Annotated in this window: 20 protein-coding genes and 2 pseudogenes; 13 read left to right on the top strand and 9 right to left on the bottom strand. The window is 63.2% G+C overall.

All coding sequences use genetic code 11. The features are described from left to right. Positions 1-6: 6 nt before the first annotated feature. Both eutB and F6X62_RS11805 read right to left on the bottom strand, forming a co-directional pair. The gene (gene eutB, locus F6X62_RS11810; protein ID WP_153773594.1) at positions 7-978 is read right to left on the bottom strand and encodes a hydroxyectoine utilization dehydratase EutB; all 972 of its coding nucleotides are present in this window, start codon (positions 976-978) and stop codon (positions 7-9) included. A gap of 106 nt (positions 979-1,084) precedes the next feature. After that, positions 1,085-2,479: a PLP-dependent aminotransferase family protein gene (locus F6X62_RS11805; protein ID WP_153773593.1), complete on the bottom strand. Its 1,395-nt coding sequence runs from the start codon at positions 2,477-2,479 to the stop codon at positions 1,085-1,087. A gap of 280 nt (positions 2,480-2,759) precedes the next feature. Here F6X62_RS11805 and ehuB point away from each other — a divergent pair, with 280 nt between their 5' ends. The 8 genes and pseudogenes from ehuB (at position 2,760) to F6X62_RS11770 (ending at position 10,255) form a co-directional block, all read left to right on the top strand. Next, positions 2,760-3,617, top strand: coding sequence for an ectoine/hydroxyectoine ABC transporter substrate-binding protein EhuB (ehuB, locus tag F6X62_RS11800; protein WP_153773897.1), 858 nt, complete (start codon positions 2,760-2,762; stop codon positions 3,615-3,617). Positions 3,618-3,682: 65 nt separating this feature from the next. Continuing rightward, complete coding sequence (gene ehuC / locus F6X62_RS11795) at positions 3,683-4,342, top strand: ectoine/hydroxyectoine ABC transporter permease subunit EhuC (RefSeq protein WP_063544843.1); 660 nt, start codon at positions 3,683-3,685, stop codon at positions 4,340-4,342. Continuing rightward, positions 4,339-4,995, top strand: coding sequence for an ectoine/hydroxyectoine ABC transporter permease subunit EhuD (gene ehuD, locus F6X62_RS11790; RefSeq protein WP_065862854.1), 657 nt, complete (start codon positions 4,339-4,341; stop codon positions 4,993-4,995). Before ehuC ends, ehuD begins: the two co-directional genes overlap by 4 nt. Before the next feature lie 80 nt (positions 4,996-5,075). Continuing rightward, positions 5,076-5,870 (top strand): ectoine/hydroxyectoine ABC transporter ATP-binding protein EhuA, encoded by a 795-nt coding sequence (gene ehuA / locus F6X62_RS11785; RefSeq protein ID WP_153773592.1) that lies wholly within the window; start codon positions 5,076-5,078, stop codon positions 5,868-5,870. 349 nt (positions 5,871-6,219) lie between these two features. Beyond that, entirely contained in the window at positions 6,220-7,746 is a 1,527-nt protein-coding gene (locus F6X62_RS11780; protein WP_153773591.1) for a catalase, read from the top strand. Between the two features lie 59 nt (positions 7,747-7,805). Then, on the top strand, positions 7,806-8,444 hold the full coding sequence (locus F6X62_RS11775; protein ID WP_153773590.1) for an ankyrin repeat domain-containing protein: 639 nt from the start codon (positions 7,806-7,808) through the stop codon (positions 8,442-8,444). A gap of 73 nt (positions 8,445-8,517) precedes the next feature. Then, a pseudogene (locus F6X62_RS25645) lies at positions 8,518-8,634 on the top strand (integrase); the annotation flags it as partial. 34 nt (positions 8,635-8,668) lie between these two features. Continuing rightward, complete coding sequence (locus tag F6X62_RS11770) at positions 8,669-10,255, top strand: ABC-F family ATPase (protein WP_054891347.1); 1,587 nt, start codon at positions 8,669-8,671, stop codon at positions 10,253-10,255. 116 nt (positions 10,256-10,371) lie between these two features. On the opposite strand, the gene F6X62_RS11765 is transcribed toward F6X62_RS11770, so the two are convergent. Continuing rightward, entirely contained in the window at positions 10,372-11,670 is a 1,299-nt protein-coding gene (locus tag F6X62_RS11765; protein WP_063544840.1) for an ATP-binding protein, read from the bottom strand. 6 nt (positions 11,671-11,676) lie between these two features. Further along, positions 11,677-12,378: a response regulator transcription factor gene (locus F6X62_RS11760; protein WP_125929842.1), complete on the bottom strand. Its 702-nt coding sequence runs from the start codon at positions 12,376-12,378 to the stop codon at positions 11,677-11,679. A 260-nt stretch (positions 12,379-12,638) separates the two neighbouring features. Between F6X62_RS11760 and F6X62_RS11755 the strand changes: the two genes are divergently transcribed. The 3 genes from F6X62_RS11755 to mobA all read left to right on the top strand — a co-directional run bounded on the left by F6X62_RS11755 (position 12,639) and on the right by mobA (position 17,576). After that, positions 12,639-13,808, top strand: a complete 1,170-nt coding sequence (locus F6X62_RS11755; protein WP_153773589.1) for an efflux RND transporter periplasmic adaptor subunit — start codon at positions 12,639-12,641, stop codon at positions 13,806-13,808. Between the two features lie 11 nt (positions 13,809-13,819). After that, positions 13,820-16,942, top strand: coding sequence for an efflux RND transporter permease subunit (locus tag F6X62_RS11750; RefSeq protein ID WP_153773588.1), 3,123 nt, complete (start codon positions 13,820-13,822; stop codon positions 16,940-16,942). A 61-nt stretch (positions 16,943-17,003) separates the two neighbouring features. Further along, positions 17,004-17,576 carry a molybdenum cofactor guanylyltransferase MobA gene (gene mobA / locus F6X62_RS11745; protein ID WP_153773587.1) on the top strand — a complete coding sequence of 191 codons (573 nt, stop codon included), beginning with the start codon at positions 17,004-17,006 and terminating at the stop codon, positions 17,574-17,576. On the opposite strand, the gene F6X62_RS11740 is transcribed toward mobA, so the two are convergent. From F6X62_RS11740 to peaA, 5 genes are all read right to left on the bottom strand, one after another. Beyond that, positions 17,573-19,255 (bottom strand): AMP-binding protein, encoded by a 1,683-nt coding sequence (locus tag F6X62_RS11740; protein WP_153773586.1) that lies wholly within the window; start codon positions 19,253-19,255, stop codon positions 17,573-17,575. The two genes, mobA and F6X62_RS11740, sit on opposite strands and share 4 nt — an antisense overlap. 138 nt (positions 19,256-19,393) lie before the next feature. Further along, a complete protein-coding gene (peaD, locus tag F6X62_RS11735) occupies positions 19,394-20,521 on the bottom strand; it encodes a quinohemoprotein amine dehydrogenase subunit beta (protein WP_153773585.1) in 1,128 nt (375 codons plus the stop codon). Between the two features lie 32 nt (positions 20,522-20,553). After that, the gene (gene qhpC / locus F6X62_RS11730) at positions 20,554-20,877 is read right to left on the bottom strand and encodes a quinohemoprotein amine dehydrogenase subunit gamma (protein WP_054891339.1); all 324 of its coding nucleotides are present in this window, start codon (positions 20,875-20,877) and stop codon (positions 20,554-20,556) included. A gap of 1 nt (position 20,878) precedes the next feature. Continuing rightward, on the bottom strand, positions 20,879-22,309 hold the full coding sequence (peaB, locus tag F6X62_RS11725) for a quinohemoprotein amine dehydrogenase maturation protein (protein WP_153773584.1): 1,431 nt from the start codon (positions 22,307-22,309) through the stop codon (positions 20,879-20,881). 48 nt (positions 22,310-22,357) lie between these two features. Then, positions 22,358-23,920 (bottom strand): quinohemoprotein amine dehydrogenase subunit alpha, encoded by a 1,563-nt coding sequence (peaA, locus tag F6X62_RS11720; RefSeq protein WP_153773583.1) that lies wholly within the window; start codon positions 23,918-23,920, stop codon positions 22,358-22,360. 482 nt (positions 23,921-24,402) lie between these two features. On the opposite strand from peaA, the gene F6X62_RS11715 reads away from it, so the two are divergent. Together F6X62_RS11715 and F6X62_RS11710 are read left to right on the top strand one after the other, a co-directional pair. After that, on the top strand, positions 24,403-25,896 hold the full coding sequence (locus tag F6X62_RS11715; RefSeq protein WP_153773582.1) for an aldehyde dehydrogenase: 1,494 nt from the start codon (positions 24,403-24,405) through the stop codon (positions 25,894-25,896). A gap of 83 nt (positions 25,897-25,979) precedes the next feature. Next, positions 25,980-26,353 (top strand): annotated as a pseudogene (locus F6X62_RS11710) (hypothetical protein); the annotation flags it as partial.

Below are 26,353 nucleotides of genomic sequence, written 5' to 3'. Positions count from 1 at the left end.
TCGGTTTCATGCCTCGGCTCCGGCAAGTACCCGCAGGTGCTGATCGGTGTCGACGTTGCGTCCACTGATCACCACCACGACAGGGCCACGAGGCTCGATCAGGCCTTCGAGCAGCGCGGCGATTCCCACAGCAGCCGCGCCTTCCAGCACCTGGCGCTCTTCGCGATAGGCGTGGCGGATGGCGTTGGCGATGGAGGTTTCGCTGAGCAAATGCAGGTGATCGCAGGTGTCGCGGGTCATGCTGAAGGTGTATTGGTTGTCCAGACCGATACCGCCGCCGAGGGAATCGGCCAGCGTCGGCAGCTCTTCGACTTCCAGCGGATGGCCGGCTGCGAGGCTGGCGTGCATCGCCGCGCCACGCTGCATGCTGATGCCGTGGGCGACGATCTGCGGGTTGGCGGTTTTCAGCGCCAGCGCCACGCCGGCGAACAGACCACCGCCGGACAACGGCACCAGGACCTGGGCGACGTCCGGTCGCTGCTCGAGGATCTCCAGCCCCAACGTGCCCTGGCCGGCGATGATCGCCGGATGATCGAACGGCGGCAGCAGGATCGCACCCTGCTCGGCGGCAAGGCGCTCGGCTTCGCGCTGGGCGTCATCCTGGGAGTTGCCGACGATGCATACGTGGGCCCCAAGATCGCGAATCGCCCGCACCTTGTTTGCCGGTACCCGTTGCGACAGGCAGATCGTCGCCTTCACGCCCTGGCGGGAAGCCGCGTAAGCCAATGCGCGACCGTGATTACCGGTCGACGCCGCCACAACACCTCGTTGTTTTTCTTCAGCACTGAGTTGCGCCACGGCATTGCTCGCACCGCGCAACTTGAAGCTGCCGGTGATCTGCTGGGACTCGAGCTTGAGGTAGACCGGCACGCCCAACAGCCGAGACAGGCTGGGCGAATGCTCCATGGGCGTGCGTCGCACCAGCGCTTCGATACGCTGGCGGGCGAGGTAGATATCGTTGAGCTGTGGCGTTGGCATGACCGCGTCCCGATGAGGTATTGGGCGCAGTCTAAGAGGCCAGGATTGTCGCGCTGAATGTACTAGGTCAATTCAGGACAATTTTTTCGGCGTCCTTTTTTCCCGCTCAAAAGTCATGGATACGCGGGTACTGACCAAAGATTTCACGCATGTTGATCAAGGCTTCGCGCGCGTCCTCGTCGCTGCATTCGGCACTAACACACACCCTCACCGCCCGTGCCCTGGGCGTGCCACGCACGGTGAACGGGTCAGGTGGCGTGACGGCAATATGCCGATGGCGCAGGGCCCGCACGAGGCTGTCGACCTCCCAGTGCGGCGGGATACCGACCCAGGCATTCAAGGCATGGGGATGTTGGCCCAGGACGAACTCACCCAGGTGTTCGGTGACCATCGCCTGACGCACCGAAAGCAACTGGCGCTGCAAGCGCAGCAGCGTGTCGGCGCGACCATCGCGAATCCAGCGCGTGGCAATCTCCGAGACCATCGGCGTGCCCATCCAGCTGTTGACCCGCAGGATGCTCTCGGTACGCAGTGCCAGGCGCTTGGGCATGACCAGATAACCCACGCGTAAACCGGTCAGCACCGACTTGGTCATGCTGGTGCAGTAGAAGGACAGCTCCGGCAGGTAATGACTGATCGGCGGAGCGTGGCGCTCTTCGAGCAACGAGCCGTACACATCGTCCTCGATGATGTGCACGCCGAAGCGCCGGGCAATCCCCGCGATCTCCCGGCGGCGACTGTCCGGCATCAGCGTGGTGGTGGGGTTGTTCAGGTTCGGCGTGCACACCAGCGCAGTGATGCGCTCATTGCTGCACATGTCTTCGAAGTGCTCGGGATCGATGCCGTGGCGGTCCATTTCGAGCCCCTTGAGGGTGAACCCCAGCACTTGGGAATTGCCGATGACGCCATGATCGGTTCTGCCTTCGCACAACACCACATCGTCGGGCCCGGCCAGTGAGGCCAGGGCGAGGAAGATCGCATGGGCTGCGCCGTTGGTGATCAGGATGTCGTCACGTTCGACCCGCAGGCCCAGGCGGCCGATCCATTGCATGGCCGCCTCGCGGTGGGATTCGAACCCGGCGATGGGGCGAAAGGCGTGAATCCACGGCTGATCTTCCTCGGTGCTGAGCTCCCGGCAGGTATCGCGCCAGACCTGGTCGTGCTCGCGGGTATGAAGGATGCGTGCTATGGAAAAATCCACCAGCGCTCGTTCGGGGCTATCGAGAATGTAAGTCGCGACCCGGTCGCTCATGCGCCGCGAAACGAAGCTGCCGCGCCCTACTTCACAACGCACCAGGCCCTGGCGCTCAAGCTCCTTGTAGGCATTGGTCACGGTCTGCACGCTGATGCCCATGGCATCGGCCACATTGCGCTGCGCAGGCAGGCGTTGATCGTTGGCCAACAAGCCCTGTTCGATGTCGTCGGCAATCGCCTGAACCAGAATCTTGTATTTCGACTCGCCGCTGCGGGCGATTTCCAGTGCTGCTTTCCACTTGTCCATCGGCGTAGAACCCGCGTGTTCCCCAGTGCCGACAGCATCCCGCGAGAATCCGTGCAAAGCAATTGTCCTAGTGCAATGCAATGTCGTGTAGGGCTTTTGTATGCTCGTTCCAAGGTCGATGCCCGGACTTCTCGGCAAGCCCGAAAAATAAAACCAATCGATCTGTACGGCTGCAGTGCCCAAGCCCTGGTATCAGCTTTCGTGCGCTTTGCTCTTGTCACACTGCCTCCTAACACAGAGCCGTCATCGACGGGTCCACAAGAAACAGGAGATTTTATCGATGAGCAATTCCTTCCCCCGCAAGTCTTATGGTTTACGCCACCTGTTCGTGGCGTGCGCAATGTTCGGCCTCGCCGCCAGCGCCCACGCCGCCACGACGCTGGAAACCATCACCAAAAACAGCAAAATCCGGATCGGCTACGCCAACGAAACCCCGTTCGCCTTCACCGAAACCGACGGCCGGGTCACCGGTGAATCGCCGGAAATTGCCAAGGCCATCTTCGCCAAGATGGGCATCAAACAGGTCGACGGCGTGTTGACCGAATGGGGCTCCCTGATCCCGGGCCTGCGTGCCGGGCGTTTCGATGTGATTGCCGCCGGTATGTACATCACTCCGGAACGCTGCAAACAGGTGATTTTCACCGACCCGCAATACCAACTGCCCGATGCGCTTCTGACCGCCAAAGGCAACCCGAAGAATCTGCACAGCTATGAAGACATCGTGAAGAATCCGGAGGTGAAACTGGCGATCATGGCCGGTACCGTGAACCTGAAATATGCCCGGGACTCCGGCGTGAAAGAGGCTCAGATCCTCCAGGTACCGGACACCACTGCCCAGTTGCAAGCCGTGCGCGCCGGTCGCGCCGATGCCGCCGTGGGCACCCAACTGACCATGAAGGGCCTGGCCGCCAAGGGCGGTGAAAAGGTCGAAGCGGTCACCGAGTTCAAGGACGATCCGTCGCACACCGGCTACGGCGCCCTCGCCTTCCGCCCGGAAGACAAGGACCTGCGCGATGCGGTCAACGCCGAACTGAAAAAGTGGCTGGGCTCCGAAGAGCACCTCAAGACGGTCGCACCGTTCGGTTTCGACAAATCCAACGTGACAAGCAAAACGGCTGCAGAGCTCTGCGCTCAATAGTCGAAACAGGCATGGCGCTGCCATGGCGCGATGCCTATTTCCCTGCTTAATCGGGATGCTGAACCATGGGTGAGTTACTTCCGCTGTTGATACAGGGCGCCTGGGTCACTATCCAGGTGACGTTCTTCGGTTCGCTGCTCGCGATTGTCGCGGCCATTCTTGCGGCGCTCGGGCGCATGTCGCCGTGGCGGCTGGTGAGCTGGTTCTCTGTCACTTACATCGAAGTGTTTCGCGGTACTTCGTTGCTGGTGCAACTGTTCTGGCTGTTTTTCGTGTTGCCGCTGCCGCCGTTCAACCTGGAGCTGAGCCCCTACGCCGTGGCGATTGTCGGACTTGGTCTGCACATCGGCGCTTACGGTGCGGAGGTGATGCGCGGTGCGATCAGCTCCGTGGCCAAGGGTCAATACGAAGCGGCGACCGCGTTGAACTTCAGTGCCTACAAGCGCTTTCGCCGGATCATTCTGCCCCAGGCACTGCTGGCCGCGATTCCCCCCGGCACCAACCTGCTGATCGAGCTGCTGAAAAACACCTCGCTGGTGTCGCTGATTACCCTGTCCGACCTGAGTTTCCGCGCTCGGCAACTGGATCAGGCTACCTTCCAGACCCTGGAAATTTTCAGCCTGGCACTGGTGATGTATTTCATCCTCGCCCAGGCGATAAACCTCGGCATGCGCGCAATTGAGCGTCGCCTGGCACGCGGCCGGATGCGTGGAGGCCTGTCATGAATCTGTTCGACTGGACGTATGCCTGGCAGATCCTGCCCGATCTGCTGCGCGCCTCGCTCAACACCGTGGGCATTACCCTGATCGGCTTCCTCATCGCCATCGTGCTGGGGCTGTTCCTCGCCATCGGCCGACGCAGCCGCCTGTACTGGCTGTCGTGGCCGATCGCCGGGACGATCGAGTTCATCCGCAGCACGCCGCTGCTGATCCAGGTGTATTTCCTCTACTACGTGCTGCCCAACTACGGGGTGAGCATGACCGCCATGCAAGTAGGGATCATCGGCATCGGCGTGCATTACGCCTGCTACATCGCAGAGGTTTACCGCGGTGGGCTGGATGCGGTGCCACGGGCGCAATGGGAAGCCGTCACCGCACTGAACATCGCGCCGTACAGCGCCTACCGCAACATCATCCTGCCCCAGGCCCTGCGGCCGATTCTGCCGCCACTGGGCAACTATCTGGTGGCGATGCTCAAGGACACACCGGTGCTGTCGGCCATTACCGTGGTGGAAATCATGCAGCAGGCCAAGAACATCGGCTCCGAGAACTTCCGATACCTGGAACCGATCACCATGGTCGGCCTGTTTTTCCTCGCCCTGAGCATCGCCCTGGCTTATCTGGTACGGCGCCTCGAACTGCGCCTGGAGCTACGCTAATGACTTCTCCACTCTCAACTTCCCACGACCTTTCCCGGCACGGCAATCTGACACCGCTGCATTTGCAGGAGGCCACGGCCATGCATCAACCGAAGGCAGTACAGCCGATCGTCAGCTTCCAGGACGTCACCAAGAGTTATGGCAACTTCACGGTGCTCGACCACTTGAACCTGGATGTCACGCCGGGCGAGAAAGTCGCGATCATCGGCCCCAGCGGCTCGGGAAAATCCACGTTGTTGCGGGTGCTGATGACCCTGGAAGGCATCGATGACGGGGTGATCCGCATCGAAGACGACCTGCTGACCCACATGCCCAACCGTAATGGCGTGTTGGTGCCAGCCAATGACCGGCATATCCGTCGCGTGCGCGGCAAGATCGGCATGGTGTTCCAGAGTTTCAACCTGTTCCCGCACATGACCGCGTTGCAGAACGTCATCGAGGCGCCGGTGCAGGTGCTGGGCATGAAGCCTGCCGAAGCCCGTGAGCGAGCAGCGGATCTGCTGGAGCTGGTGGGGCTGGGCAGCAAGCTGGGGCACTACCCTTCGCAGTTGTCCGGTGGACAGCAGCAGCGGGTGGCGATTGCGCGGGCTTTGGCGATGCGGCCGAAGGTCATGCTGTTCGACGAAGTGACTTCGGCGCTCGATCCTGAGTTGTGCGGTGAAGTGCTCAACGTGATCCGCAAGCTCGGCGCCGAGCACAACCTGACGATGCTGATGGTCACTCACCAGATGGGCTTCGCGCGGGAGTTCGCTGATCGCGTGTGCTTCTTCTACAAGGGGCAGATCCACGAACAGGGCACACCAGCGCAGGTCTTCGAGCATCCGCAACAGGAGCGTACGCGTGCGTTTCTCAGTGCGGTGAAAGAAGCTAACTAGGGTCTGTCGGGTTCTAGTCCATCTCCACGGACGGTTTGAAATCCGGCACCGACGGTCTGATCAGATAAACCCAGAAGCATGGCAAGTCCGTATATATCTGCCCCGCATACGAACTTGTCATGCACTGTCAATTAAATACGCATGAAACCCTAAACTGCAAAGTGCGACAGGGGTCACAACTATCCAACCCATAAAAAATACCGAAAACTTCCCGACACTAACATGCGACTCCCGCCCTTCGGCAACCCAATGATTTAGCACTATTAATACAATTGAAAGCTTATATTGGTGCACGTTCTGCGCAGCGATTCATCATTTTGATTCCAATCAAAAAAAGAAGGATCGTTGTATGCGTCATTCACGCTTGAGACTTCCCCTGTGCCTGTTATTTACCAGTTTGACTGTCAGTGCATTCGCGGCCAATGAATTCACTCGCGATTCGGGTGCACCGGTAGGCGATAACCAGAACTCTCAGACAGCAGGTGCCGATGGCCCGGTACTTCTGCAAGATGCCCACCTGATCGAAAAACTTCAGCGTTTCGATCGCGAGCGAATCCCCGAACGCGTGGTTCATGCGCGTGGCACCGGTGCCTACGGCACGTTCGAACCCACCGCCGACATCACCGACCTGACCCGCGCCGAAGTATTCAAGAGCGGCACGAGCACCCCGGTCTTCGTGCGCTTCAGCACCGTGATGGGGTATCGCGGCTCCCCTGAGCAAGCCCGTGATCCGCGGGGCTTCGCCGTCAAGTTCTATACCACCCAGGGCAACTGGGACATGGTTGGCATCAACGTGCCGGTGTTCTTCATCCGTGACGCCATCAAGTTCCCGGACTTCGTTCATGCCAACAAGCCCAGTGCTGTCACCGGTGTGCAGGACCCCAACCTGGCCTTCGACTTCTTCGCCCACAGCCCCGAAGCGACCAACATGCTGACCCACATGTACTCGCTCGAAGGCATGCCGGACTCCTACCGGCACATGAACGGCTCGGCGGTGCATGCCTTCAAGTTCGTCAACGCCCAAGGCGAGGTGCACTACGTCAAGTTCGCCTGGAAGACCCAGCAAGGTCTGCACAGCCTGGAGCCTGGGCAGATCAGCGAGTCCATCGGCAAGGACCCGAACATGATGACCAACGACCTGTACGGCGCGATCAACAAAGGCGACTTCCCCAAGTGGGACCTGTACGTCCAGGTGCTCAAGCCCTCGGAACTTGGCCATTTCGCGTTCAATGCACTGGATGACACCAAGGTCTGGACAGGCGTGGCCGAGCGCAAGGTCGGCACCATGACCTTGAACAAGGTTCCGGACAACTACTTCGAGTCCACTGAAGAGTCCGCGTTTGCCCCCTCCCGCCTGGTGCCAGGTATCGAGGCCTCCGAGGACCGCATGCTGCAAGGCCGCCTGTTCGCCTACGCCGACACCCAGATGTACCGCCTGGGCGCCAACTATCAGCAGATTCCGGTCAACCAGCCGCGTAACAAGGTGAGCAACAACTCGCAGGACGGCGCGATGAACAGCAGCGGTCGCAAGGGCGAGGTCAACTACGAGCCTTCCGGTATCGCCGAAATCCCGCAGGACCCGCAATACAAGTACGCCAGCACCCCGGTCAGTGGCGTCACCCAGCAGTTGGCAATCAAGAAACAGGCGAACTTCCTGCAGGCTGGCGAGTATTACCGCGCCCTCTCCTCCAAGGAAAAGGGGCTGCTGATCGAAGCCCTCAGTGGCGACCTGAACCATGTGACAAACGAAAGCAACAAGTACGCGATGCTCTCGTACTTCTACAAGGCCGACCCGGACTACGGCACTCGCCTGGCCAAGGCCACCCATGCCGATATCAAGCGCGTGGACACCGCCGCCAAGGCATTGGCGAACTGATCAGCCTGTGAGTGGCAAGCCTGCGCTGCGTGATGGCGCAGGCTTGCGGGAGAGTCCCGATGAGCATTGCACGAATCAAGACCAGCCTCGCCGCCGCCGCGGTGCTGCTGCTTCTGGTGATTGGATACCGGGTCTTGCACCTGTTCGTTCCCGGCCTGTGGCTACCTGCCAATACCGAACAGTTCCAAGTGCAGGTCGGTGTCCAGCGCGTCGATCCGCACCTGTATGACAGCCAGTGGTTCGATGCCGCGCGCGCCGGGCGCATCGACATCACCGATGCGCTGCTCCAGGCTGGATATCCGATCGACAGCCAGACCAGCCGAGGCCATACCGCGCTGATCCTGGCGACCTACCACGGCGACCTCGACGAAGTGAACGCCCTGTTGCGGTCCCATGCTGACCCCTGCCTTGCCGACAACAATGGCAACACCGCGCTGATGGGGGCGCTGTTCAAAGGTGAAATGGCCATTGCCCGGCGCTTGATCGACCTGTGCCCTATCGATGCAAGCAACAACGATGGCCAGACTGCACTTTCGTTCGCGGCCCTGTTCGGCCGCCTCGACATCCTTGCCGAGCTGGTACGGCACGGTGCCGACCCGCAGCACAGGGATGCCAGGGGCAATACCGCGCTGATGATCAGCGAGTCGCAGGGTAACGATGCGGCGGTTGCGGCCTTGAAAGCGATTGCAGGTCATTGATGGCTATGCCGTTTGAGGTCGTTCGACATTTCCCGCAGCCCGTCCTTTTGTTTGCCAACAGAACAAAGATGGGCTGTGGATCAACGAGCCAAGTGTTACACTGCGCCGCTTCAAATCAGCGCTCGATGCGCTGAACATCCGTGACCGCCGCCAGCGCGATACCCGCCTCAGCTTCGCAACCCTGTGCCTGAGGGCTGCGCCATACATTCCCGCAGGACAAGTACTTGATTTCTACAGCCAATATCACGATGCAGTTCGGCTCCAAGCCGCTCTTCGAGAACGTCTCGGTCAAATTCAACAACGGCAACCGCTACGGCCTGATCGGGGCCAACGGCTGCGGCAAGTCGACCTTCATGAAGATCCTCGGTGGCGACCTGGAGCCATCCGCCGGCCAGGTCATGCTCGAGCCCAACACCCGCCTGGGCAAGCTGCGCCAGGACCAGTTCGCCTACGAGCAGTTCAGCGTCATCGACACGGTGATCATGGGCCACGGCCAACTGTGGAAGGTCAAGGCCGAACGCGACCGTATCTACTCGCTGCCGGAAATGACCGAAGAGGACGGCATGGCCGTCGCCGAGCTTGAAACCGAATTCGCCGAGATGGACGGCTACACCGCCGAATCGCGCGCCGGCGAGCTGCTGCTGGGCCTGGGCATTCCGCTGGAGCAACACTTCGGGCCGATGAGCGAAGTGGCGCCAGGCTGGAAACTGCGGGTGCTGCTGGCACAGGCGCTGTTCTCCGATCCGGACGTGCTGCTGCTCGACGAACCGACCAACCACCTGGACATCAACACCATCCGCTGGCTGGAAAACGTGCTCACCGCACGCAACAGCACCATGGTGATCATTTCCCACGACCGTCACTTCCTCAACAGCGTCTGCACCCACATGGCCGACCTGGACTACGGCGAGCTGCGCCTGTTCCCGGGCAACTATGACGAGTACATGACCGCCGCCACCCAGGCGCGCGAGCAGTTGCTGTCGGACAACGCCAAGAAGAAAGCCCAGATCGCCGAGCTGCAGACCTTCGTCAGCCGCTTCTCGGCCAACGCCTCCAAGGCCAAGCAGGCCACTTCGCGCGCCAAGCAGATCGACAAGATCCAGCTGGCCGAGGTCAAGCCGTCGAGCCGGGTCAGCCCGTTCATCCGCTTCGAGCAGACCAAGAAGCTGCACCGCCAGGCCGTGGTCGTGGAAAAGATGGCCAAGGCCTTCGACGACAAGGTGCTGTTCAAGAACTTCGACATTACCGTCGAAGCCGGCGAGCGCGTAGCGATCATCGGCCCCAACGGCATCGGCAAGACCACCTTGCTGCGCACCCTGGTCGGCGAGCTGCAGCCCGATGCAGGCTCGGTCAAGTGGACCGACAGCGCCGAGGTCGGCTACTACGCCCAGGACCACGCCCACGACTTCGAAGACGACGTCACCCTGTTCGACTGGATGGGCCAGTGGACCAGCGGCGAGCAGGTGATTCGCGGCACGCTGGGGCGCATGCTGTTCTCCAACGACGAGATCCTCAAGTCGGTGAAGGTGATTTCCGGGGGTGAACAGGGCCGCATGCTGTTCGGCAAGCTGACCCTGCAAAAGCCCAACGTGCTGGTGATGGACGAACCGACCAACCACCTGGACATGGAATCGATCGAAGCGCTGAACCTGGCGCTGGAGAACTATCCAGGCACCCTGCTGTTCGTCAGCCATGACCGTGAGTTCGTGTCGTCGCTGGCCACGCGGATCATCGAGCTGTCGGCCGATGGAGTGGTCGACTTCAGCGGCACCTATGACGACTACCTGCGTAGCCAGGGTGTGGTGATCTAAAGCGGCAAGCCTCATCGAGGCACCGTGCAATGCGGTGCCCGTGAGGCAGCGGGGGAATTGCGGTGAGAGCGGTTCCGCTGGTTACGGCCGGTCGCGGGACGATCCCTTACCTTTGATCATCCCGCCGGCAGACGAATCCTGAACTGCGCCCCACCCAATGACGACTGCGCCACGGTCAGCGTCCCGCCCTGCCCTTCGATCGCCCTGCGGCTGATCGCAAGCCCCAAGCCAAAACCACCGGTACTGCGGTCCCGACTGCGGTCCAGGCGGTAGAACGGCTGGAAGATCCGCTCGCGCTCCTCAGGCGGAATACCGATCCCGTCATCCTCTACCGTCAGCAGGCAAGCGCCATCCGCCTCGAGCTTGAGTCGCAGCAGCAGGCTTTCGTCGCAATAGCGCATGGCATTGCGTACCAGGTTCTGCACCGCCCGCGCGGTCAAGCGAGGATCGAGGACGAAACGTGGCAGCCTGTCGTCAGCGCGCACCTCCCATCTGATCCCGCGACCATCGAGTTCTTCGGCAAAGCTGCCCAGCACACTGTCGACCAGTTCCAGCAACGACACCTCGACCCGCTCGCGGACCTGGTCGGCGTTCTCCAGGCGGCTGTACGACAGCAGCTCAAGCACCAGCTCGTCCAGCTCCCGCACATGCCCCACCAGTTCCAACAAACGCTTGCGGCTGGCCGGCGGCACTTCATCGAACAGCAGCACCAGGCCGAAGTCCAGGCGCGTCAGGGGGGTACGCAGCTCATGCGAGACCGCATTGAGCAGCTCGCGTTGCTGGTTGACCTGGCGCTCCAGGTCGCCTGCCATGGTGTCGAACACTCCGGCCAGCTCGCCGATGTTCGAGCGCGGCGAGATCTGCGTACGCTCCGCCATCTCCCCGCGCCCCAGGCGCCGCGCGGTTTCCTTGAGCCGTTCCAGGTCGCGCCAGTGCGGCCAGACCCACAGCAGCAGGCAACCCAGCATGGCGGCACCGATCAGTACCGTGACGCCCCACGACAACACGTTGATGTCGAGCGGATCCGGCGGCGAGTGCAGGCGCACCAGCCAGTCCTTGTCCAGCGGCGCCAGCACGGTTTCGTAATAGCCCCAGTCGGCGATGCGCACTGCATACAGCCCGTGCTCCAGCCTCGCCCGCTCCTGCGGCGCAAGGTCGGCGGCGTCCATGCGCAGCAGTTGCACCTGCAGGGGCGCAAAGGCCGAGGCCAGGTCCTGCTCCACCGAAGGCCATTGCTCGCGCGGGGCCTGATGGAACTGGCGGACGATCAACGACTGCACGCCCTTGGCCTGATCGAGGTTGTACGCCATGAAGCGTTCATGGAACGCGCCGACGATAGCGTCGGGGATCAGCAGCAAGGCACCGGCATAGGCGACGATGATCACCAGGTACAGGCGCACCAGGATCTTGAGCATGGCGCGTCAGTACTCCCACTCGACCCGGCTGAACAGATAGCCCTTGCCCCACACGGTCTTGATCTTGCGGGCTTCGCCGGCATTGTCGTCGAATTTGCGCCGCAGCTTGGAGATGGCCACGTCTACCGAACGGTCGGTACCGTTGAACTCGATGCCGCGCAGTTGCTGGAGGATGCGGTCGCGGCTGAGCACTTCACCGGCATTGCGTGCCAGCACCACCAACAGGTTGTATTCGCCGCTGGACAGCTCCACCTCGCAGCCGCGCCAGCTCACGCTGCGCTCGGCCAGATTGATGCTCAGGCCACCGACCTGGATCAGCTCGCTATCAAGCCGTGGTTCGTTGACATTGCTACGGCGCAGCAAGGTGCGGACCCGGGCCAGCAGTACGCGGGGCTCGCATGGTTTGGTGACGTAGTCGTCGGCGCCCATTTCCAGGCCCAGCACATGGTCATGGCTGTCGTCACGGGCGGTCAGCATCAGGATTGGCAGGCTTTGCGACTCCTGGCGCAGCAGGCGGCACACCTGCAGGCCGTCAAGGCCGGGCAGCATCAGATCGAGCACCACCAGGTCGGGGCGCTGACGACGAAACTCGTCGAGCACATGATCGCCACGGGCGATGACCCGGACGTGGAAGTCGTTGCGCTGCAGGTAGCTGGCAATCAGTTCGGACAGCGCGCTGTCGTCTTCGACCAGAAGGATGTTTGGCATGTGGGTCGTCATGAACAGATAGGCTTGAGACCTTACCGTCGTCATTGCCGGACAAGCCCGCGCCTACAGAGGCTGCGAACACCTGTGGAAGCGGGCTTGTCCGGCGATGGGGCCAGTGCAGTCAGTTGCTCGCAGGATATAGAATCCTACGCTCCACACGGCACGAGCCTTACACTTTTTCACACACGGCCTACACAGCTTAACAGCCCATGCGCGAGCGCCTGCCTTAGCATAGGGGCGATCCTATCCGGAAGATCCGTATGTCCATTCCCTTCTCCAAGCGCCCTTTGGCGATTCTCGCCTTGCTCACACTGGCCCTGACCGGCTGCAACGACGCCCCCGAACAGGACGCGCAGGCACCCGCCCCCCAGGTGCGGGTCGAAACCGTACAGTTGCAAGCCATGGCGATCAGCACCGAACTCAGCGGGCGGATTCTCGCGCCACGCACCGCCGAAGTCCGCGCCCGGGTTGCCGGCGTGGTGCTCAAGCGGGTGTATCGCGAGGGCAGCGACGTCAAGCGGGGCGATGTGCTGTTCCTCATCGACCCGGCGCCGTTCAAGGCGGACCATGACAGTGCCCGCGCCGCACTGGCCAAGGCCGAAGCCACCTTGTACCAGGCGCGCCTGCAGGAACAACGTTACCGCGAGCTGGTCGACGACAAGGCCGTGAGCCGCCAGGAATATGACAATGCCCGTGCCGCCTTCCTCCAGGCGGACGCCCAGGTTGCCGAAGCCCGGGCCGCCCTCGAACGCGCGCGACTCAACCTGGGCTATGCCACGGTCACCGCACCGATCTCCGGACGGGTTGGCCGCGCGCTGGTCACCGAAGGGGCGCTGGTCGGACAGAACGAAACCACCGCGTTAGCCGTCATCCAGCAACTGGACCCGATCCACGCCGACGTCACCCAGTCGACCCGCGACCTCAACGCCCTGCGCCGCGCCATGCGCGCTGGCGAGCTGCAGCAGGTCGGCCAGGACCAGGCCCGCGCCACCCTGATTCAGGACGACGGCAGTGCCTATCCGCTGCCGGGCAAGCTGCTGTTCTCCGATATCAGCGTCGACCCGAGCACCAACCAGATCACCCTGCGCAGCGAATTCCCCAACCCCGACCTCGATCTGTTGCCTGGCAGCTACGTGCGTGTGCGCCTCGAACAGGCCCTGCAGCCCAAGGGCATCAGCGTGCCGCAGCGGGCGATCCTGCGTGACAGCGCAGGCGTGCCCAAGGTCCTGGTGGTCGACGCCCAGCAGCGCATCGAGGAACGCCAGGTGGTACTGGGCAATGCCCAGGGCGACCGCTGGATCGTCAGCGAAGGCCTGGCCCCCGGCGAACGGGTGGTGATCGAGGGGCTGCAGCACGTCAAGGTCGGCGATCAGGTCCGGGTCGATGCCGACAAGGCCGCCAACCCCATCGTCCAGCGCAACGGCCAGTGAGGGCCTGATCCATGCCGCAATTCTTCATCGACCGCCCGATCTTCGCTTGGGTGGTTGCGTTGTTCATCCTGCTCGCCGGTGCCTTGGCCATCCCGCAATTGCCCGTGGCGCAGTACCCCGATGTCGCGCCGCCGCAAGTGGAGGTGTACGCCGTCTACCCCGGTGCCTCGGCGCAGACCATGGACGAAAGCGTGGTCAGCGTGATCGAGCAGGAGCTCAATGGTGCGGACAACCTGCTGTACTTCGAGTCCCAGAGCAGCCTGGGCAGCGCGACCATCACCGCCACCTTCGAGCCGGGCACCATCCCTGACCTGGCCCAGGTCGATGTACAGAACCGCCTCAAGGTGGTCGAGTCGCGCCTGCCGCGGCCCGTCACGCAGCAAGGCCTGCAGGTGGAAAAAGTCTCCACCGGCTTCCTGCTGCTGGGCACCCTCACCTCCGAGGACGGCAGTTACGACGAGATCGCCCTCAGCGATCTGTTGGCGCGCAACGTGATGAACGAGATTCGCCGCCTCAAAGGTGTCGGCAAGGCACAGTTGTATGGTTCGGAGCGGGCCATGCGCATCTGGATCGACCCGGCGAAGCTGGTCGGCTTGAAGCTCACGCCCCAGGACGTCGCCGACGCCATCGCCGCGCAGAACGCCCAGGTTGCACCCGGCAGCATCGGAGACCTGCCCGCCCGTGCGACCCAGGAAATCACCGCCAACGTGGTGGTCAAGGGCCAACTGAGCACGCCAGAGGAGTTCGCGGCCATCGTGCTGCGGGCCAACCCGGATGGCTCGGTGGTCACCGTGGGTGACGTGGCGCGGGTCGAGATCGGTGCCCAGGAATACCAGTACGGCACACGCCTGAACGGCAAGCCCACCAGTGCCTTCAGCGTCAAGCTGTCGCCGGGGGCCAACGCCATGGAAACCGCGACCCTGGTACGCCAGAAGATGGATGAGCTGGCACGCTACTTCCCGGCCGGCGTGAAGTACGACATCCCCTACGACACCTCGCCGTTCGTCAAGGTCTCGATCCAGCAGGTCATCAGCACGCTGTTCGAAGCCATGCTGCTGGTGTTTGTGGTGATGTTCCTGTTCCTGCAGAACATCCGCTACACGCTGATCCCTACGCTGGTGGTTCCGGTGGCGTTGATGGGCACCTTCGCGGTGATGCTGGCGTTGGGTTTCTCGATCAACGTGCTGACCCTGTTTGGCATGGTGCTGGCCATCGGCATCCTGGTGGACGACGCCATCGTCGTGGTGGAGAACGTCGAACGGATCATGGCCGAGGAAGGCCTGTCGCCGAAGGCCGCGACGCGCAAGGCCATGGGCCAGATCAGCGGGGCTATCGTCGGCATCACGCTGGTGCTGGTCGCGGTGTTCCTGCCGATGGCCTTCATGAAAGGCTCGGTGGGCGTCATCTACCAGCAGTTCTCGTTGTCGATGGCGGTGTCGATCCTGTTCTCGGCCTTCCTCGCCCTGAGCCTCACCCCGGCACTGTGCGCCACGCTGCTCAAGCCAGTGGCCAAGGGCGAGCATCACGTACGCAAAGGCTTCTTCGGCTGGTTCAACCGCTGCTTCGAGGGCATGAGCAATGGCTACCAACGCTGGGTTGCCCACGCCTTGGCACGTAGCGGGCGCTACCTGTTGCTCTACGGGTTGCTGGTGGCGGTGCTGGCCTATGGCTTCAGCCAGTTGCCCAGCGCTTTCCTGCCGACCGAAGACCAAGGCTATACCATCACCGATATCCAGCTTCCGCCAGGCGCCAGTCGGATGCGTACCGAGCAGGTGGCGGCGCAGATCGAGGCGCACAATGCCGCAGAACCCGGGGTGGGTAATACCACGCTGATTCTCGGTTTCAGCTTCTCAGGCAGCGGGCAGAACGCCGCGCTGGCGTTCACCACGCTGAAGGACTGGTCAGAACGCGGCGCCGACGACGGCGCACAATCGATCGCCGACCGTGCCACGATGGCCTTCGCCGCGCTGAAGGATGCCGTGGCCTATGCCGTGCTGCCGCCGCCAGTCGATGGCCTGGGCGAGTCCACGGGTTTCGAGTTCCGCCTGCAGGATCGCGGCGGCCTGGGTCATGCCGGGCTGATGGCAGCCCGTGACGAACTGCTGGCCAACGCACGCACGAGCAAGGTGCTGGCCAACGTGCGCGAGGCATCGTTGGCCGAAAGCCCGCAGGTGCAACTGGAAATCGACCGACGCCAGGCCAACGCCCTCGGGGTTTCCTTTGCCGACATCGGCGCCGTGCTCAACACCGCGGTGGGCTCGAACTATGTCAACGACTTCCCCAACCTGGGCCGCATGCAGCGCGTGGTGGTGCAGGCCGAGGGTGACCAGCGCAGCCAGGTCGAGGACTTGTTGAAGATCCACGTGCGCAACAGCAGCGGCAAGATGGTGCCACTGGGGGCGTTCGTCCAGGCCCGCTGGCTCAGCGGCCCGGTGCAACTGACCCGCTACAACGGCTACCCGGCAGTGTCTATTTCCGGGGAACCGGCAAGCGGCTACAGCTCCGGCGAGGCGATGGCGGAAATCCAGCGCCTGGTCGATCGACTGCCGACCGGCAGCGCACTGGAATGGACCGGTCTGTCGTTGCAGGAGCGTCTTTCGGGTAGCCAGGCGCCCTTGCTACTGGCCCTGTCGCTGCTGGTGGTGTTCCTGTGCCTGGCAGCGCTCTACGAGAGTTGGTCGATCCCTACCGCAGTGTTGCTGGTGGTTCCGCTGGGTGTGCTCGGCGCCGTGCTTGCGGTAACCCTGCGCGGCATGCCCAACGACGTGTTCTTCAAGGTCGGCCTGATCACCCTGATTGGCCTGTCGGCAAAGAACGCGATCCTGATCATCGAATTCGCCAAGAGCCTGGTGGATCAGGGGGTCGACGCTGCGGATGCGGCGATGCAGGCCGCCCGCCTGCGCCTGCGCCCGATCGTCATGACATCGTTGGCGTTCATCCTCGGCGTCGTGCCGCTGGCCATCGCACGCGGCGCAAGCTCAGCCAGCCAGCAGGCGATCGGCACCGGCGTGATCGGCGGGATGCTCAGCGCGACACTGGCGGTGGTGTTCGTACCGGTGTTCTTCGTGGTGGTGATGCGGTTGGCCGGCAAGCGCAGCGCTGACCCGGATCATGCAGTACCCCACGACGCCTGACTGGACAAGCCAGGCGTTGAATGAGAGGGTTCCGGGCATCGACTGCCCGGGACCCTTTTTCATGCCTGCCGCCCTACCCCCCTGCTCCATCCTCATCCTCGCCGGTGGCCGCGGCCAACGCATGGGCGGGCGCGACAAGGGCCTGGTGCCATGGCGGGGCCAACCACTGATCGCACACATCCATCGGGTGGTGCGGGGGTTGAGCGACGACCTGGTGATTTCCTGCAACCGCAACCAGGACGCCTATGCCGCCTATGCCGACCAATGCGTCGGCGATGCCGAGGCGGATTATCCCGGGCCTCTGGCTGGTGTCATCGCCGGGCTCAAGGTGGCCAGACACCCGTGGGTGGTGGTGCTGGCCTGCGATTCACCGCGGGTCGACCAGGCGCTGATCGATGGGCTGCGCGGTTTGGCTGCCCGCCATGACAGCGCTGCGATGGTGCGCCAGGGAGGCTATTGGCAGCCGATGTTCAGCGTATTGCCGACGCGCCTGTTGCCACGGCTGGAACAGGCCTGGCAGGCCGGTGAGCGGAGCCTGCAGCGGGCCTTGTCGCGTGAATCGCTGCAGGGGCTGGAATGTGCCGTCGACGATGAGCGGCTCGGCAACTTCAACAGCCCGGAGTGGTTACGCTAACCGGCTGACACCCCACTCAGTTCTTCGATACTGATCTCGCGCATCCGAAACTTCTGCACCTTGCCGGTCACCGTCATCGGAAACTCGTCGACGAAACGGAAATGCCGCGGCACCTTGAAGTGCGCGATACGCGCCTTCGCCCATTCGCGCAACGTCTCGGCGCTGGCGCTGTGCCCCGGATGCAGTCGCACCCAGGCGACGATCTCTTCGCCGTACTTGCTGCACGGAATGCCGATCACCTGCACGTCGGCCACCGCCGGGTGGGTGAAGAAGAACTCCTCCAACTCACGCGGATAGATGTTCTCCCCGCCGCGAATGATCATGTCCTTGCTCCGCCCGACGATACGCACGAACCCAGCCTCGTCCATCTGCGCCAGGTCGCCGGTGTGCATCCAGCCCTCCTCGTCGATACTCTCGGCGGTAGCCTCTGGGTTGTTCCAGTAGCCGAGCATGACGCTGTAGCCACGCGTGCACAGCTCGCCGATCTCGCCGCGCGGCAGGGTGTTGCCCTCGGCGTCGATGACCTTGCTTTCCAGGCGCGGCTGGGTACGACCCACGCTGGTCACGCGCACTTCCAGTTCGTCCTCCGGGCCGGTCTGCAATGACACCGGGCTGGTCTCGGTCATGCCATAGGCGATCTGTATCTCGGCCATGTGCATCTCGTCGATCACCCTTCGCATCACCTCGATCGGGCAGGTGGCGCCAGCCATGATCCCGGTGCGCAGGCTGGAGAGGTCGAATTCGCTGCGACGCGGGTGGTCCAGTTCGGCAATGAACATGGTCGGTACGCCATACAGCGCAGTGGCGCGTTCCTCGGCCACGGCTTGCAGGGTGAGCAAGGGGTCGAAGGCATCGTTGGGGTAGATCAGCGTGCTGCCATGGGTCATGCAGCCGAGGTTGGCCATGACCATGCCGAAGCAGTGGTAGAGCGGCACCGGCACCACCAGGCGGTCATGCTCTGTCAGGCGCAGGCTCTCGCCGACCATGTAACCGTTGTTGAGGATATTGTGGTGGCTGAGCGTCGCACCCTTGGGGAAGCCGGTGGTGCCGGAGGTGTACTGGATATTGATCGGCTCTGACGGGCGCAGGCTCGCCTGACGGCGACCAAGGGCCTCGACACTGACCTCACCGGCGCGAGCCTGCAGGTCGCACCAGGCGAGAAAGCCTGGCGGCGCCTTTACCGCCAGGCTGATCACCCCGCGCAGCTCTGGCAGGCGCTCGCAGTGCACAGCCCCGGGCTTGCAGGCCGACAATCCGGGCACCAGGTCGCAGAGCATGGCGTGATAGTCGCTGGTCTTGAACGCATCTGCGCAGATCACCCAGCGGCAGCCAGACTGGCTCAGGGCGTAGTCCAGCTCACTGCTGCGGTAGGCCGGGTTGATGTTGACCAGGATTGCACCGATCTTGGCGCTGGCGAACTGGGTGATGCACCACTCGGCGCAATTGGGAGCCCAGATGCCCAGGCGATCGCCCGCTTGCACGCCAAGTGCCATCAGCGCGCGGGCATGCTGGTCGACGGCATCGGCCAACTGGCGCCAGGTGTAGCGCAGTTGCTGGTGACGCACCACCAGGGCCTCGCGGTCGGGGAAACGGGCCACGGTGGCGTCGAAGGCGTCACCGATGCAGTGGTCGAGCAAGGGCTTGTCCGGGTTGCCCTGGGTGTGACTGGGGTGGGTCATAGAGGGGCCTGATATTTATTGTGTTGTTTAGGCGGGCCCTATCGCGGGGCAAGCCCGCTCCCACAGTTACCCCTCAGCCTACAGGGGATACCTGTGGGAGCGGGCCTGCCCCGCGATAGGGCCGTCACAGACGACCGATTACCTGACAAACACCTGCGGCGTAGTGGTCGACATGTCACCCCCTGGCAGCTTGATGTTCTTCACCTTCTCCAGCGTGTTCGGGTCGAACACCGCCAGGTCGTTGAAGGTCCCGCCCAGGTACAGCTTGTCGCCCGCCTTGTCGAAGGTCACGCAGTAGTAGGTATGGTCCAGGTTCGCCGCCTTGACCAGCTTGCGCTGCTTGATGTCGTAGCGAGCCAGGCGGTTGAGCACACCATAGATCTGGTTCGGATCCTTGGGCGAACGCAACCCGGTGAAGTACAGCTCGGTCAGATCGGCGAACTCCTGGGTGTGGGTCTTGCCGGTCTTGAGGTCCACGCTCAGGTAGCCGTACAGCAGCTCGGCGGTCGCCGGGTCCTGTTTTTCATCCTTGAACCTGGCGATGGTATACAGCATCGAGAACTCGTGGCGCGGGCTCTGGTGCGGCCAGAAGTACAGCACGTCCGGCGCGCTGTAGCCCTTGCGGTTCCAGTTGCGCAGCGGCAGCGCCACTTTGTATTGACCGGTCTTGACGTCCATCTTGTAGATATCCGGCCCGGCGACGAACAGGCTGCCATCGTCGGCGGCACGCATCAGGTAGACCTGGCGCGGCATGGGGAAGGTGCGCACCGGCTTGGCCCCTACCCCGTCGGCTGTGCTGAACACCTCCAGGCGTGGCGGCTTGACCACGTAGTGGTCGTTCAACCGCTGGGTCGGATTGACCGTGGCATAGACCTCCTTGCCGTCGGGGCTGATGGCGAAGGAGTACATCGACTTGCCCACCTCGCCCGGCACACTCGACAGGTTGGCGTGGAAGGTGGTCTTGCAGGTGTCCAGGTCGATGCCATAGATATCGGCATAGTGATTGTTGAGGATGTAGGCAGTGCGGTTGTCCGGCGCCATCATCGCCGTGCCCGGGCCGAAGGCGTCCGGCAAGCGACAGCTCTTGAACAGCGTATCGCTGGCCACATCCACCACGTGCAGGTTGTTCGGGTAGTTGGTGGCGATCAGGTACTCATGGCCAGGCTTGAGGGCCGGCCCGGCGTCGCCGTCAGTGGCGTGCACGGCCAGTGTCGCGGCGCAGGTGGCGACGCTCAGCGCCAGTTGCGCGCAGAATCCAGGTTTCATGCGGTTTCCCCTTGTCGTTCTTGTCGGGCCGGTCACTTGTCTTTCGGGAATACGGTGCCGAGGTTGCGCCAATCGTCCTGCGAATTGCTCGCCTGGGCGTTCCAGTCCTGGTAGGTGCTCATCATGTCGGGCACCTGGGCCGGCCACCAGCAAGGGTCGGAGCAGCCGTACAGGTCAGCCTCCATGGGCTGGCACAGCGAGCTGACGCCACCAAAGGCGTCCACTTCCCAGCCTGGGTCGGTGGTGGCGGTACAACCGGCCACTGCGCTCATGGCCATGACTTCTTCGACGCGGTCTTCGGCGGCAGCCTGTTCAAGAATGCGCGCCTTGTTGTTCAGGGGCTTCAAGTGCTTCATGTCAGTGCGCCTTGCGAGGAGTGATGTAGCGATCGATGAAGGCCGGGTTGGCGGCCATGATGCGGCTGTAGACCTCGATGCCGAAGTCGACCCAGTCGCGCATCAGTTCGCAGTAGTGGTAGGTCGGGTGCTGCGGGTCGCCGTAGCGCGCATAGCTCTCGTGATAGCAGCCACCGGAGCACAGGTTGCGAATGCGGCAGCTGTCGCAGCCGGTGCCGCTGCGGTCCAGGCGCTGGGACAGGAAGTCGTTGAGCTCGACCTGCTTGACCGCCGTGTGCACGTTGCCGAAGGTCGGCAGGCTGGAGCCGGTGAAACGGTGGCACAGGTTCAGCTCGCCCTCGTGATCGACCGCCAGCATCTTCAGGCCCGCGCCGCATGGCAGCGCCTTCTTGTGCCCCTCGTGGATGTCGGTGATCAGTTGGTGCAGGTTGGAGAAACCGATGTTGCGGTGCTGCAACGCCGCCTCCAGGTACTGGCGCCCCAACGCCTTCATGTTGGCGAACACCTGCACCAGCTCTTCGCCAGTGAGGTTGAAGTCGGCCATGTCGCCCGATGTCACCGGGGCGAAGCCCACTTCGGCAAAGCCCAGCTCGTTGAACAAGTGGTTCCAGATGGTCTCGACATCGGTGATGCCCCGGGTAAGGGTCACCCTGGCGCCGACCGGGCGGCTGTCATAGCGCGACAGCAGCATGTCGGCATTGCGCCGTACCACATCGTAGGTGCCCTGCCCGCCCACGGTGATGCGGTTGCGGTCGTGTACGGTCTTGGGCCCGTCGATGCTCACCGACAGCCCGAAGCGATGGGCATTGAGCCAATCGACGATCTCCTCGGTGAGCAGCGTGGCGTTGGTGGTCATGATGAACTCCACCTGCTTGCCGGCCTCGGCGAAACGCCGCTCGCAATAGCCGACCATGTGCTCGATCAGCGGCCGGTTGGACAGCGGCTCGCCGCCGAAGAACACCACGCTGTAGCGGGTTTCGTCGGGTGACTCCTTGAGCAGCATCTCCACCGAAGCCTCGGCGGTGGCGGCGCTCATCTTGCGCCCTGCCGAAGGTTTGTCGAGGTCTTCCTTGTAGCAATAGGTACAACTCAGGTTGCAGCCCGTGTTGACGTTGAGCACCACCGTATTGAGTGCGGTGCGCTCGACCTGCTTGAGGGCGATTTCCGGGGTCAGCGGCGAACCGTCGCTGACCAGCTCCAGCGCGATCAGCTCGCGCAGGGTTTCCTGGATATCGTCGCCCGCGAACTGCTGGCCGAGGCGCTGCATCAGCTCTTCGGCCGAGCAGCCCTGCTGGCGCAGGGTGTCGATGATGCCGCCAGTCACCGCGTCGGCCGTGAACAGAGAACTGCTGGGGATATGGAACAGCATGCGGTCGGCATCGACCTGCACTTCATGCAGATTGCGTTCGACCAGATTCAGTAGTGCGCCCATGGTGATCTCCCGATAATCGATCCGTTGGAAAAACCGTGCCTGCCACCCTCAGGGCAGCGGCGGGTTGTTCCAGCGCTGGACGGTGACGATCATGTGGCCTTCACCGGTCTGTCCGCCGTCAGCCAGCGTGGCGATGACTTTCAGGTTGCCGGCGTTGTTGGTCATCATCTTGCGCGCCGGGTTCGGACCGGCACCGCCGGGTACGAACACGCCGTCGGCCTGCATCTGCCCGGCGAACTTGACGTCTTCGTCCTCGACGGCGCGCTCGTTGAACGGCTCGACCTTCCAGGTGGCCGGCAGATAACCAATGCGCAACGGTTGGCCATTGACGTCCTTGCCCCAGGCCTCGGCCTCGAAGCGCCCCTGGACCTTGGGTACCGAAGCACCGTTCTCGCCGATGCGGGCAATGGAGAACGCCGGCACCACCTTGACCTCCTCGACCTTGTCGTAGACCGCAAGATTCACGCCCTTGAGCGTGCCCAGCGTCACCTCGCGCTGGCCAGGTGCTGCATCGGCTGCGGCGCGGGCCTTGAGCCGAACCAGGTTTGGGGTCTGCTCCAGAATCTCGGTCACCTGCACACCGGCACCCAGCTCGGGCTTGCCGGACAAGCCGTTGCCCACCAAGGTGATCTCGCGCTCGTCCCCGGCCTTGATGAAGGCCGGCTGCACCGCCAGCAGGCGAGCCTTGCCCTCCTTCGCTGCGGTGAAATCGAGGCCGCGCTCGTCGTGCTCGGCCTCGAACATGCGCCCTTTCATCTCGCCATCGAGGGCCGCGAAGACCTGGCGCATCGTGCTGTCGCCGATCTTCACGTTACCGCGCCACTCATAGCCGTTGTAGAGGATCGCCGAGCCGCTGCCGTTGAACGGCGTGCCGTCGGCGTACTGCCCCTTGACCTCGACCTTGAAACTGTCGCCCTGGTCGGCACTGACCGTCATCACGCCCCGGACATCGCCTTTGGCAAGCATATGACCACTGAACGCCCACTGCCCCGGCAACGCGTCAGCCTTGGGCTTGGCCTTCTGCCACGCGCTCCAGGCGGGGCTATCGAGCGGGAAGCGCTTGGCCAGGTCCGGCACCACCTGCTTGAGGGCGATTTCCAGCCAGTCACGGTCACGTGCCTGGGCCTGGTATTCGAGGGACGGCCACTGGCCAAGGTGGAAGTTGACCAGGTGTTCCCATTCCTGCGCAGGGCGCCGCTGCAATGCGACACGGGCACCGGAATGGCAGCGGCCGCAGGTTTCGGCCAGTTGCGTATCGAAGTGTTCGACGGTATTGAGCCGGCGTTCCATGGCATAGCGCACGCCATCAGTCTCGCTCGGCGCCAGGCCCTGCTTGTCGGCCAGGTACTTGACCAGGGTGCGGCGCTCGTCGTCGCTGATCTGCAGGTCGTGCATCACCTGCATGCGGGCGATGCTCATCAACCAGCCTTCAGGGGTCTTGCGCTGGTGGCTGATACGACTGTAGGCATCGTTGCCCTCGGGGATGTGGCACCCCATGCACTTGTTCTGCAAAATCGCCGGGCCCGGTTCGGCCGCCATGGCCTGGGCGCTCAGCACGGCGGCGACCAGCGCCCATGTGCCCGCCTGCTGCCGGAGTCGAGTCGTCTTCAAGATCAGACCTCCACGGTGTTGTTCTTATCGTTATCGCACGCTTGGGTACCGCCGGTGCATGTGACAGTGGCAATACAGGAAGCGTGCCAGGTGTTTGAAAGTGGCGTTTTTTCAGTGACTTGAGCTGCTTTGAGCGATCTATCCCGGTGAGTTGGGGCGGGTCGGAACGTCCCAATTCGCGACAGGTTGTTTCAGGTTGAGACAGGGGTATCGGTGGTGGTCTTTTCGCGGGCAAGCCCGCTCCCACTGGTTGGTGCAGGATTCAATACCTGTGGGAGCGGGCTTGCCCGCGAAAGGGCCAGTGCGGTCTACCTGTTTCACCACCGTCTCACACCGTCTCAATGTGCAACAGCGCAACCCCGCAATCCACCCTGTGCGCCAGTACAAAAACTAACCCGATCAACGACTTAAGCCCGCTAAGCCACCTTGGCACGGCCATTGCGCCGCCCTTGCCACATTCCAATGACAAGAGGCACCGCCCCATGTTTTCCGACCTGCCCATCCTGCCCGCCACCCAGGCGTTCCTCGCGCGCAAGCTGAAGATGCGCATCGGCGCCGACTGGCAGGACGCTGCCAGTGGCCGCACTTTGAGTTTTCGCAACCCGGCCACCGGCGAAATACTCGGCGAGGTCCCCTCGGCCGACAGCGAGGACGTCGACCGTGCCGTGCGCGCAGCCCGCCAGGCCTTCGACGACTCGCCCTGGAGCCGGATGCGCCCTCGCGAACGGCAGAACCTGCTGTGGCGCCTGGCCGACCTGATGGCCCGTGATGCCCGCGAACTGGCCGAGCTCGAATGCCTGAACAATGGCAAGAGCGCCAACGTCGCCCAGGTCATGGACGTGCAACTGGCCATCGACTTCCTGCGCTACATGGCCGGCTGGGCCACCAAGATCGAGGGCAGCACCGTCGAAGCGTCGATGCCGCTGATGCCCGACGAGCAGTTCCACGGCTTCATCCGCCGCGAAGCAGTGGGCGTAGTCGGTGCGATCGTCGCCTGGAACTTCCCGCTGCTGCTGGCCTGCTGGAAACTTGCCCCGGCGTTGGCCACCGGCTGCACCATGGTGCTCAAGCCTGCCGACGAAACCCCACTGACGGCGCTCAAGCTCGCCGAGTTGGTCGATGAAGCCGGTTACCCGGCTGGCGTGTTCAACGTGGTCACAGGCACCGGGCTCAACGCTGGCGCGGCGCTCAGCCGCCATCCGGGTGTGGACAAGCTCACCTTCACCGGCTCGACCGAAGTCGGCAAGCTGATCGGCAAGGCCGCGATGGACAACATGACCCGCGTCACCCTGGAGCTGGGCGGCAAGTCGCCGACCATCGTCATGCCCGACGCCAACCTGCAGGAAGCCGCCGCCGGCGCGGCGACGGCGATCTTCTTCAACCAGGGGCAGGTGTGCTGTGCAGGGTCGCGCCTGTATGTGCACCGCAAGCATTTCGACAATGTGGTAGCCGACATCGCCGGCATCGCCAACGGCATGAAGCTCGGCAGCGGCCTGGACCCGGCGGTGCAGATGGGGCCGCTGATTTCCGCCAAGCAGCAGGATCGGGTCAGCAGCTACATCGCCTTGGGGCGCGAGCTCGGCGCGACCATCGCCTGCGGCGGTGAGCGCTACGGGCCGGGCTACTTCGTCAAGCCGACGGTGATCGTCGATGTCGACCAGCGCCATCGCCTGGTCCAGGAAGAAATCTTCGGCCCGGTGTTGGTGGCGATGCCCTTCGACGATATCGACGAGGTCGTGCGCATGGCCAATGACAACCCTTACGGGCTGGGCGCGAGCATCTGGTCGAACGACCTGGGCGCCGTGCACCGCATGATTCCCCGCATCAAGTCCGGTTCGGTCTGGGTCAACTGCCACAGTGCGCTGGACCCGGCCCTGCCTTTCGGTGGCTACAAGCAGTCGGGCGTCGGCCGGGAGATGGGTGCCGCGGCGATCGACTACTACACCGAGCTCAAGTCGGTACTGATCAAGCTCTGAAGCTGAGCTGCCCCGGCCTCTTCGCAGCTTTGCCGGCAAAGAGGCCGACTTCCTGAAAACAACAAGAAAACATGGAGCACACCATGAGGCATCCGCTCGTCTGCACGCTGGCCCTTCTGCTGGCCACTCCCCTCACCCAGGCCCAGGAGCTCTACAACCAGGATGGCACTGTCCTGAACGCCAACCTCGAGGCCTTGTTCGGCATCTTTCACAGTGACGAAAGCTTCAATCAGGCCGGCAACCGCTCGCCTGGCAGCAACAACTGGCGCGAGGGCTACGTCAAATATGGCCTGAGCGCGAGCCAGACCTTGGCCGACACCGGCTCACTGTACGGCGCCTTCAGCCTGCTCAGCTCCGCCACCTGGGGTGACGGCGATGCCGCGGGCCTGACCCTGGGGGACGAACGCCGCACGGCCGTCGAGGATGCCTACCTGGGCTGGCGCTCGGGCACGCTGTT

Origin of the sequence: Pseudomonas sp. MNR3A (assembly GCF_009650575.1) — a bacterium.
GTDB lineage: Bacteria > Pseudomonadota > Gammaproteobacteria > Pseudomonadales > Pseudomonadaceae > Aquipseudomonas > Aquipseudomonas machongensis.
Note: the sequence above shows the minus strand (reverse complement) of the source record. Positions and strands in the feature narration are given on the sequence as shown.

Coding starts and splice junctions, on each gene's coding strand:
- F6X62_RS11805 (WP_153773593.1), bottom strand. CDS start 2,479: ATGGACAAGTGGAAAGCAGCACTGGAAATCGCCCGCAGCGGCGAGTCG.
- eutB (WP_153773594.1), bottom strand. CDS start 978: ATGCCAACGCCACAGCTCAACGATATCTACCTCGCCCGCCAGCGTATC.
- ehuA (WP_153773592.1), top strand. CDS start 5,076: ATGCATCAACCGAAGGCAGTACAGCCGATCGTCAGCTTCCAGGACGTC.
- ehuB (WP_153773897.1), top strand. CDS start 2,760: ATGAGCAATTCCTTCCCCCGCAAGTCTTATGGTTTACGCCACCTGTTC.
- F6X62_RS11780 (WP_153773591.1), top strand. CDS start 6,220: ATGCGTCATTCACGCTTGAGACTTCCCCTGTGCCTGTTATTTACCAGT.
- mobA (WP_153773587.1), top strand. CDS start 17,004: ATGCCTGCCGCCCTACCCCCCTGCTCCATCCTCATCCTCGCCGGTGGC.
- F6X62_RS11750 (WP_153773588.1), top strand. CDS start 13,820: ATGCCGCAATTCTTCATCGACCGCCCGATCTTCGCTTGGGTGGTTGCG.
- ehuC (WP_063544843.1), top strand. CDS start 3,683: ATGGGTGAGTTACTTCCGCTGTTGATACAGGGCGCCTGGGTCACTATC.
- F6X62_RS11740 (WP_153773586.1), bottom strand. CDS start 19,255: ATGACCCACCCCAGTCACACCCAGGGCAACCCGGACAAGCCCTTGCTC.
- peaD (WP_153773585.1), bottom strand. CDS start 20,521: ATGAAACCTGGATTCTGCGCGCAACTGGCGCTGAGCGTCGCCACCTGC.
- F6X62_RS11765 (WP_063544840.1), bottom strand. CDS start 11,670: ATGCTCAAGATCCTGGTGCGCCTGTACCTGGTGATCATCGTCGCCTAT.
- peaB (WP_153773584.1), bottom strand. CDS start 22,309: ATGGGCGCACTACTGAATCTGGTCGAACGCAATCTGCATGAAGTGCAG.
- F6X62_RS11775 (WP_153773590.1), top strand. CDS start 7,806: ATGAGCATTGCACGAATCAAGACCAGCCTCGCCGCCGCCGCGGTGCTG.
- ehuD (WP_065862854.1), top strand. CDS start 4,339: ATGAATCTGTTCGACTGGACGTATGCCTGGCAGATCCTGCCCGATCTG.
- qhpC (WP_054891339.1), bottom strand. CDS start 20,877: ATGAAGCACTTGAAGCCCCTGAACAACAAGGCGCGCATTCTTGAACAG.
- F6X62_RS11760 (WP_125929842.1), bottom strand. CDS start 12,378: ATGCCAAACATCCTTCTGGTCGAAGACGACAGCGCGCTGTCCGAACTG.
- F6X62_RS11715 (WP_153773582.1), top strand. CDS start 24,403: ATGTTTTCCGACCTGCCCATCCTGCCCGCCACCCAGGCGTTCCTCGCG.
- F6X62_RS11755 (WP_153773589.1), top strand. CDS start 12,639: ATGTCCATTCCCTTCTCCAAGCGCCCTTTGGCGATTCTCGCCTTGCTC.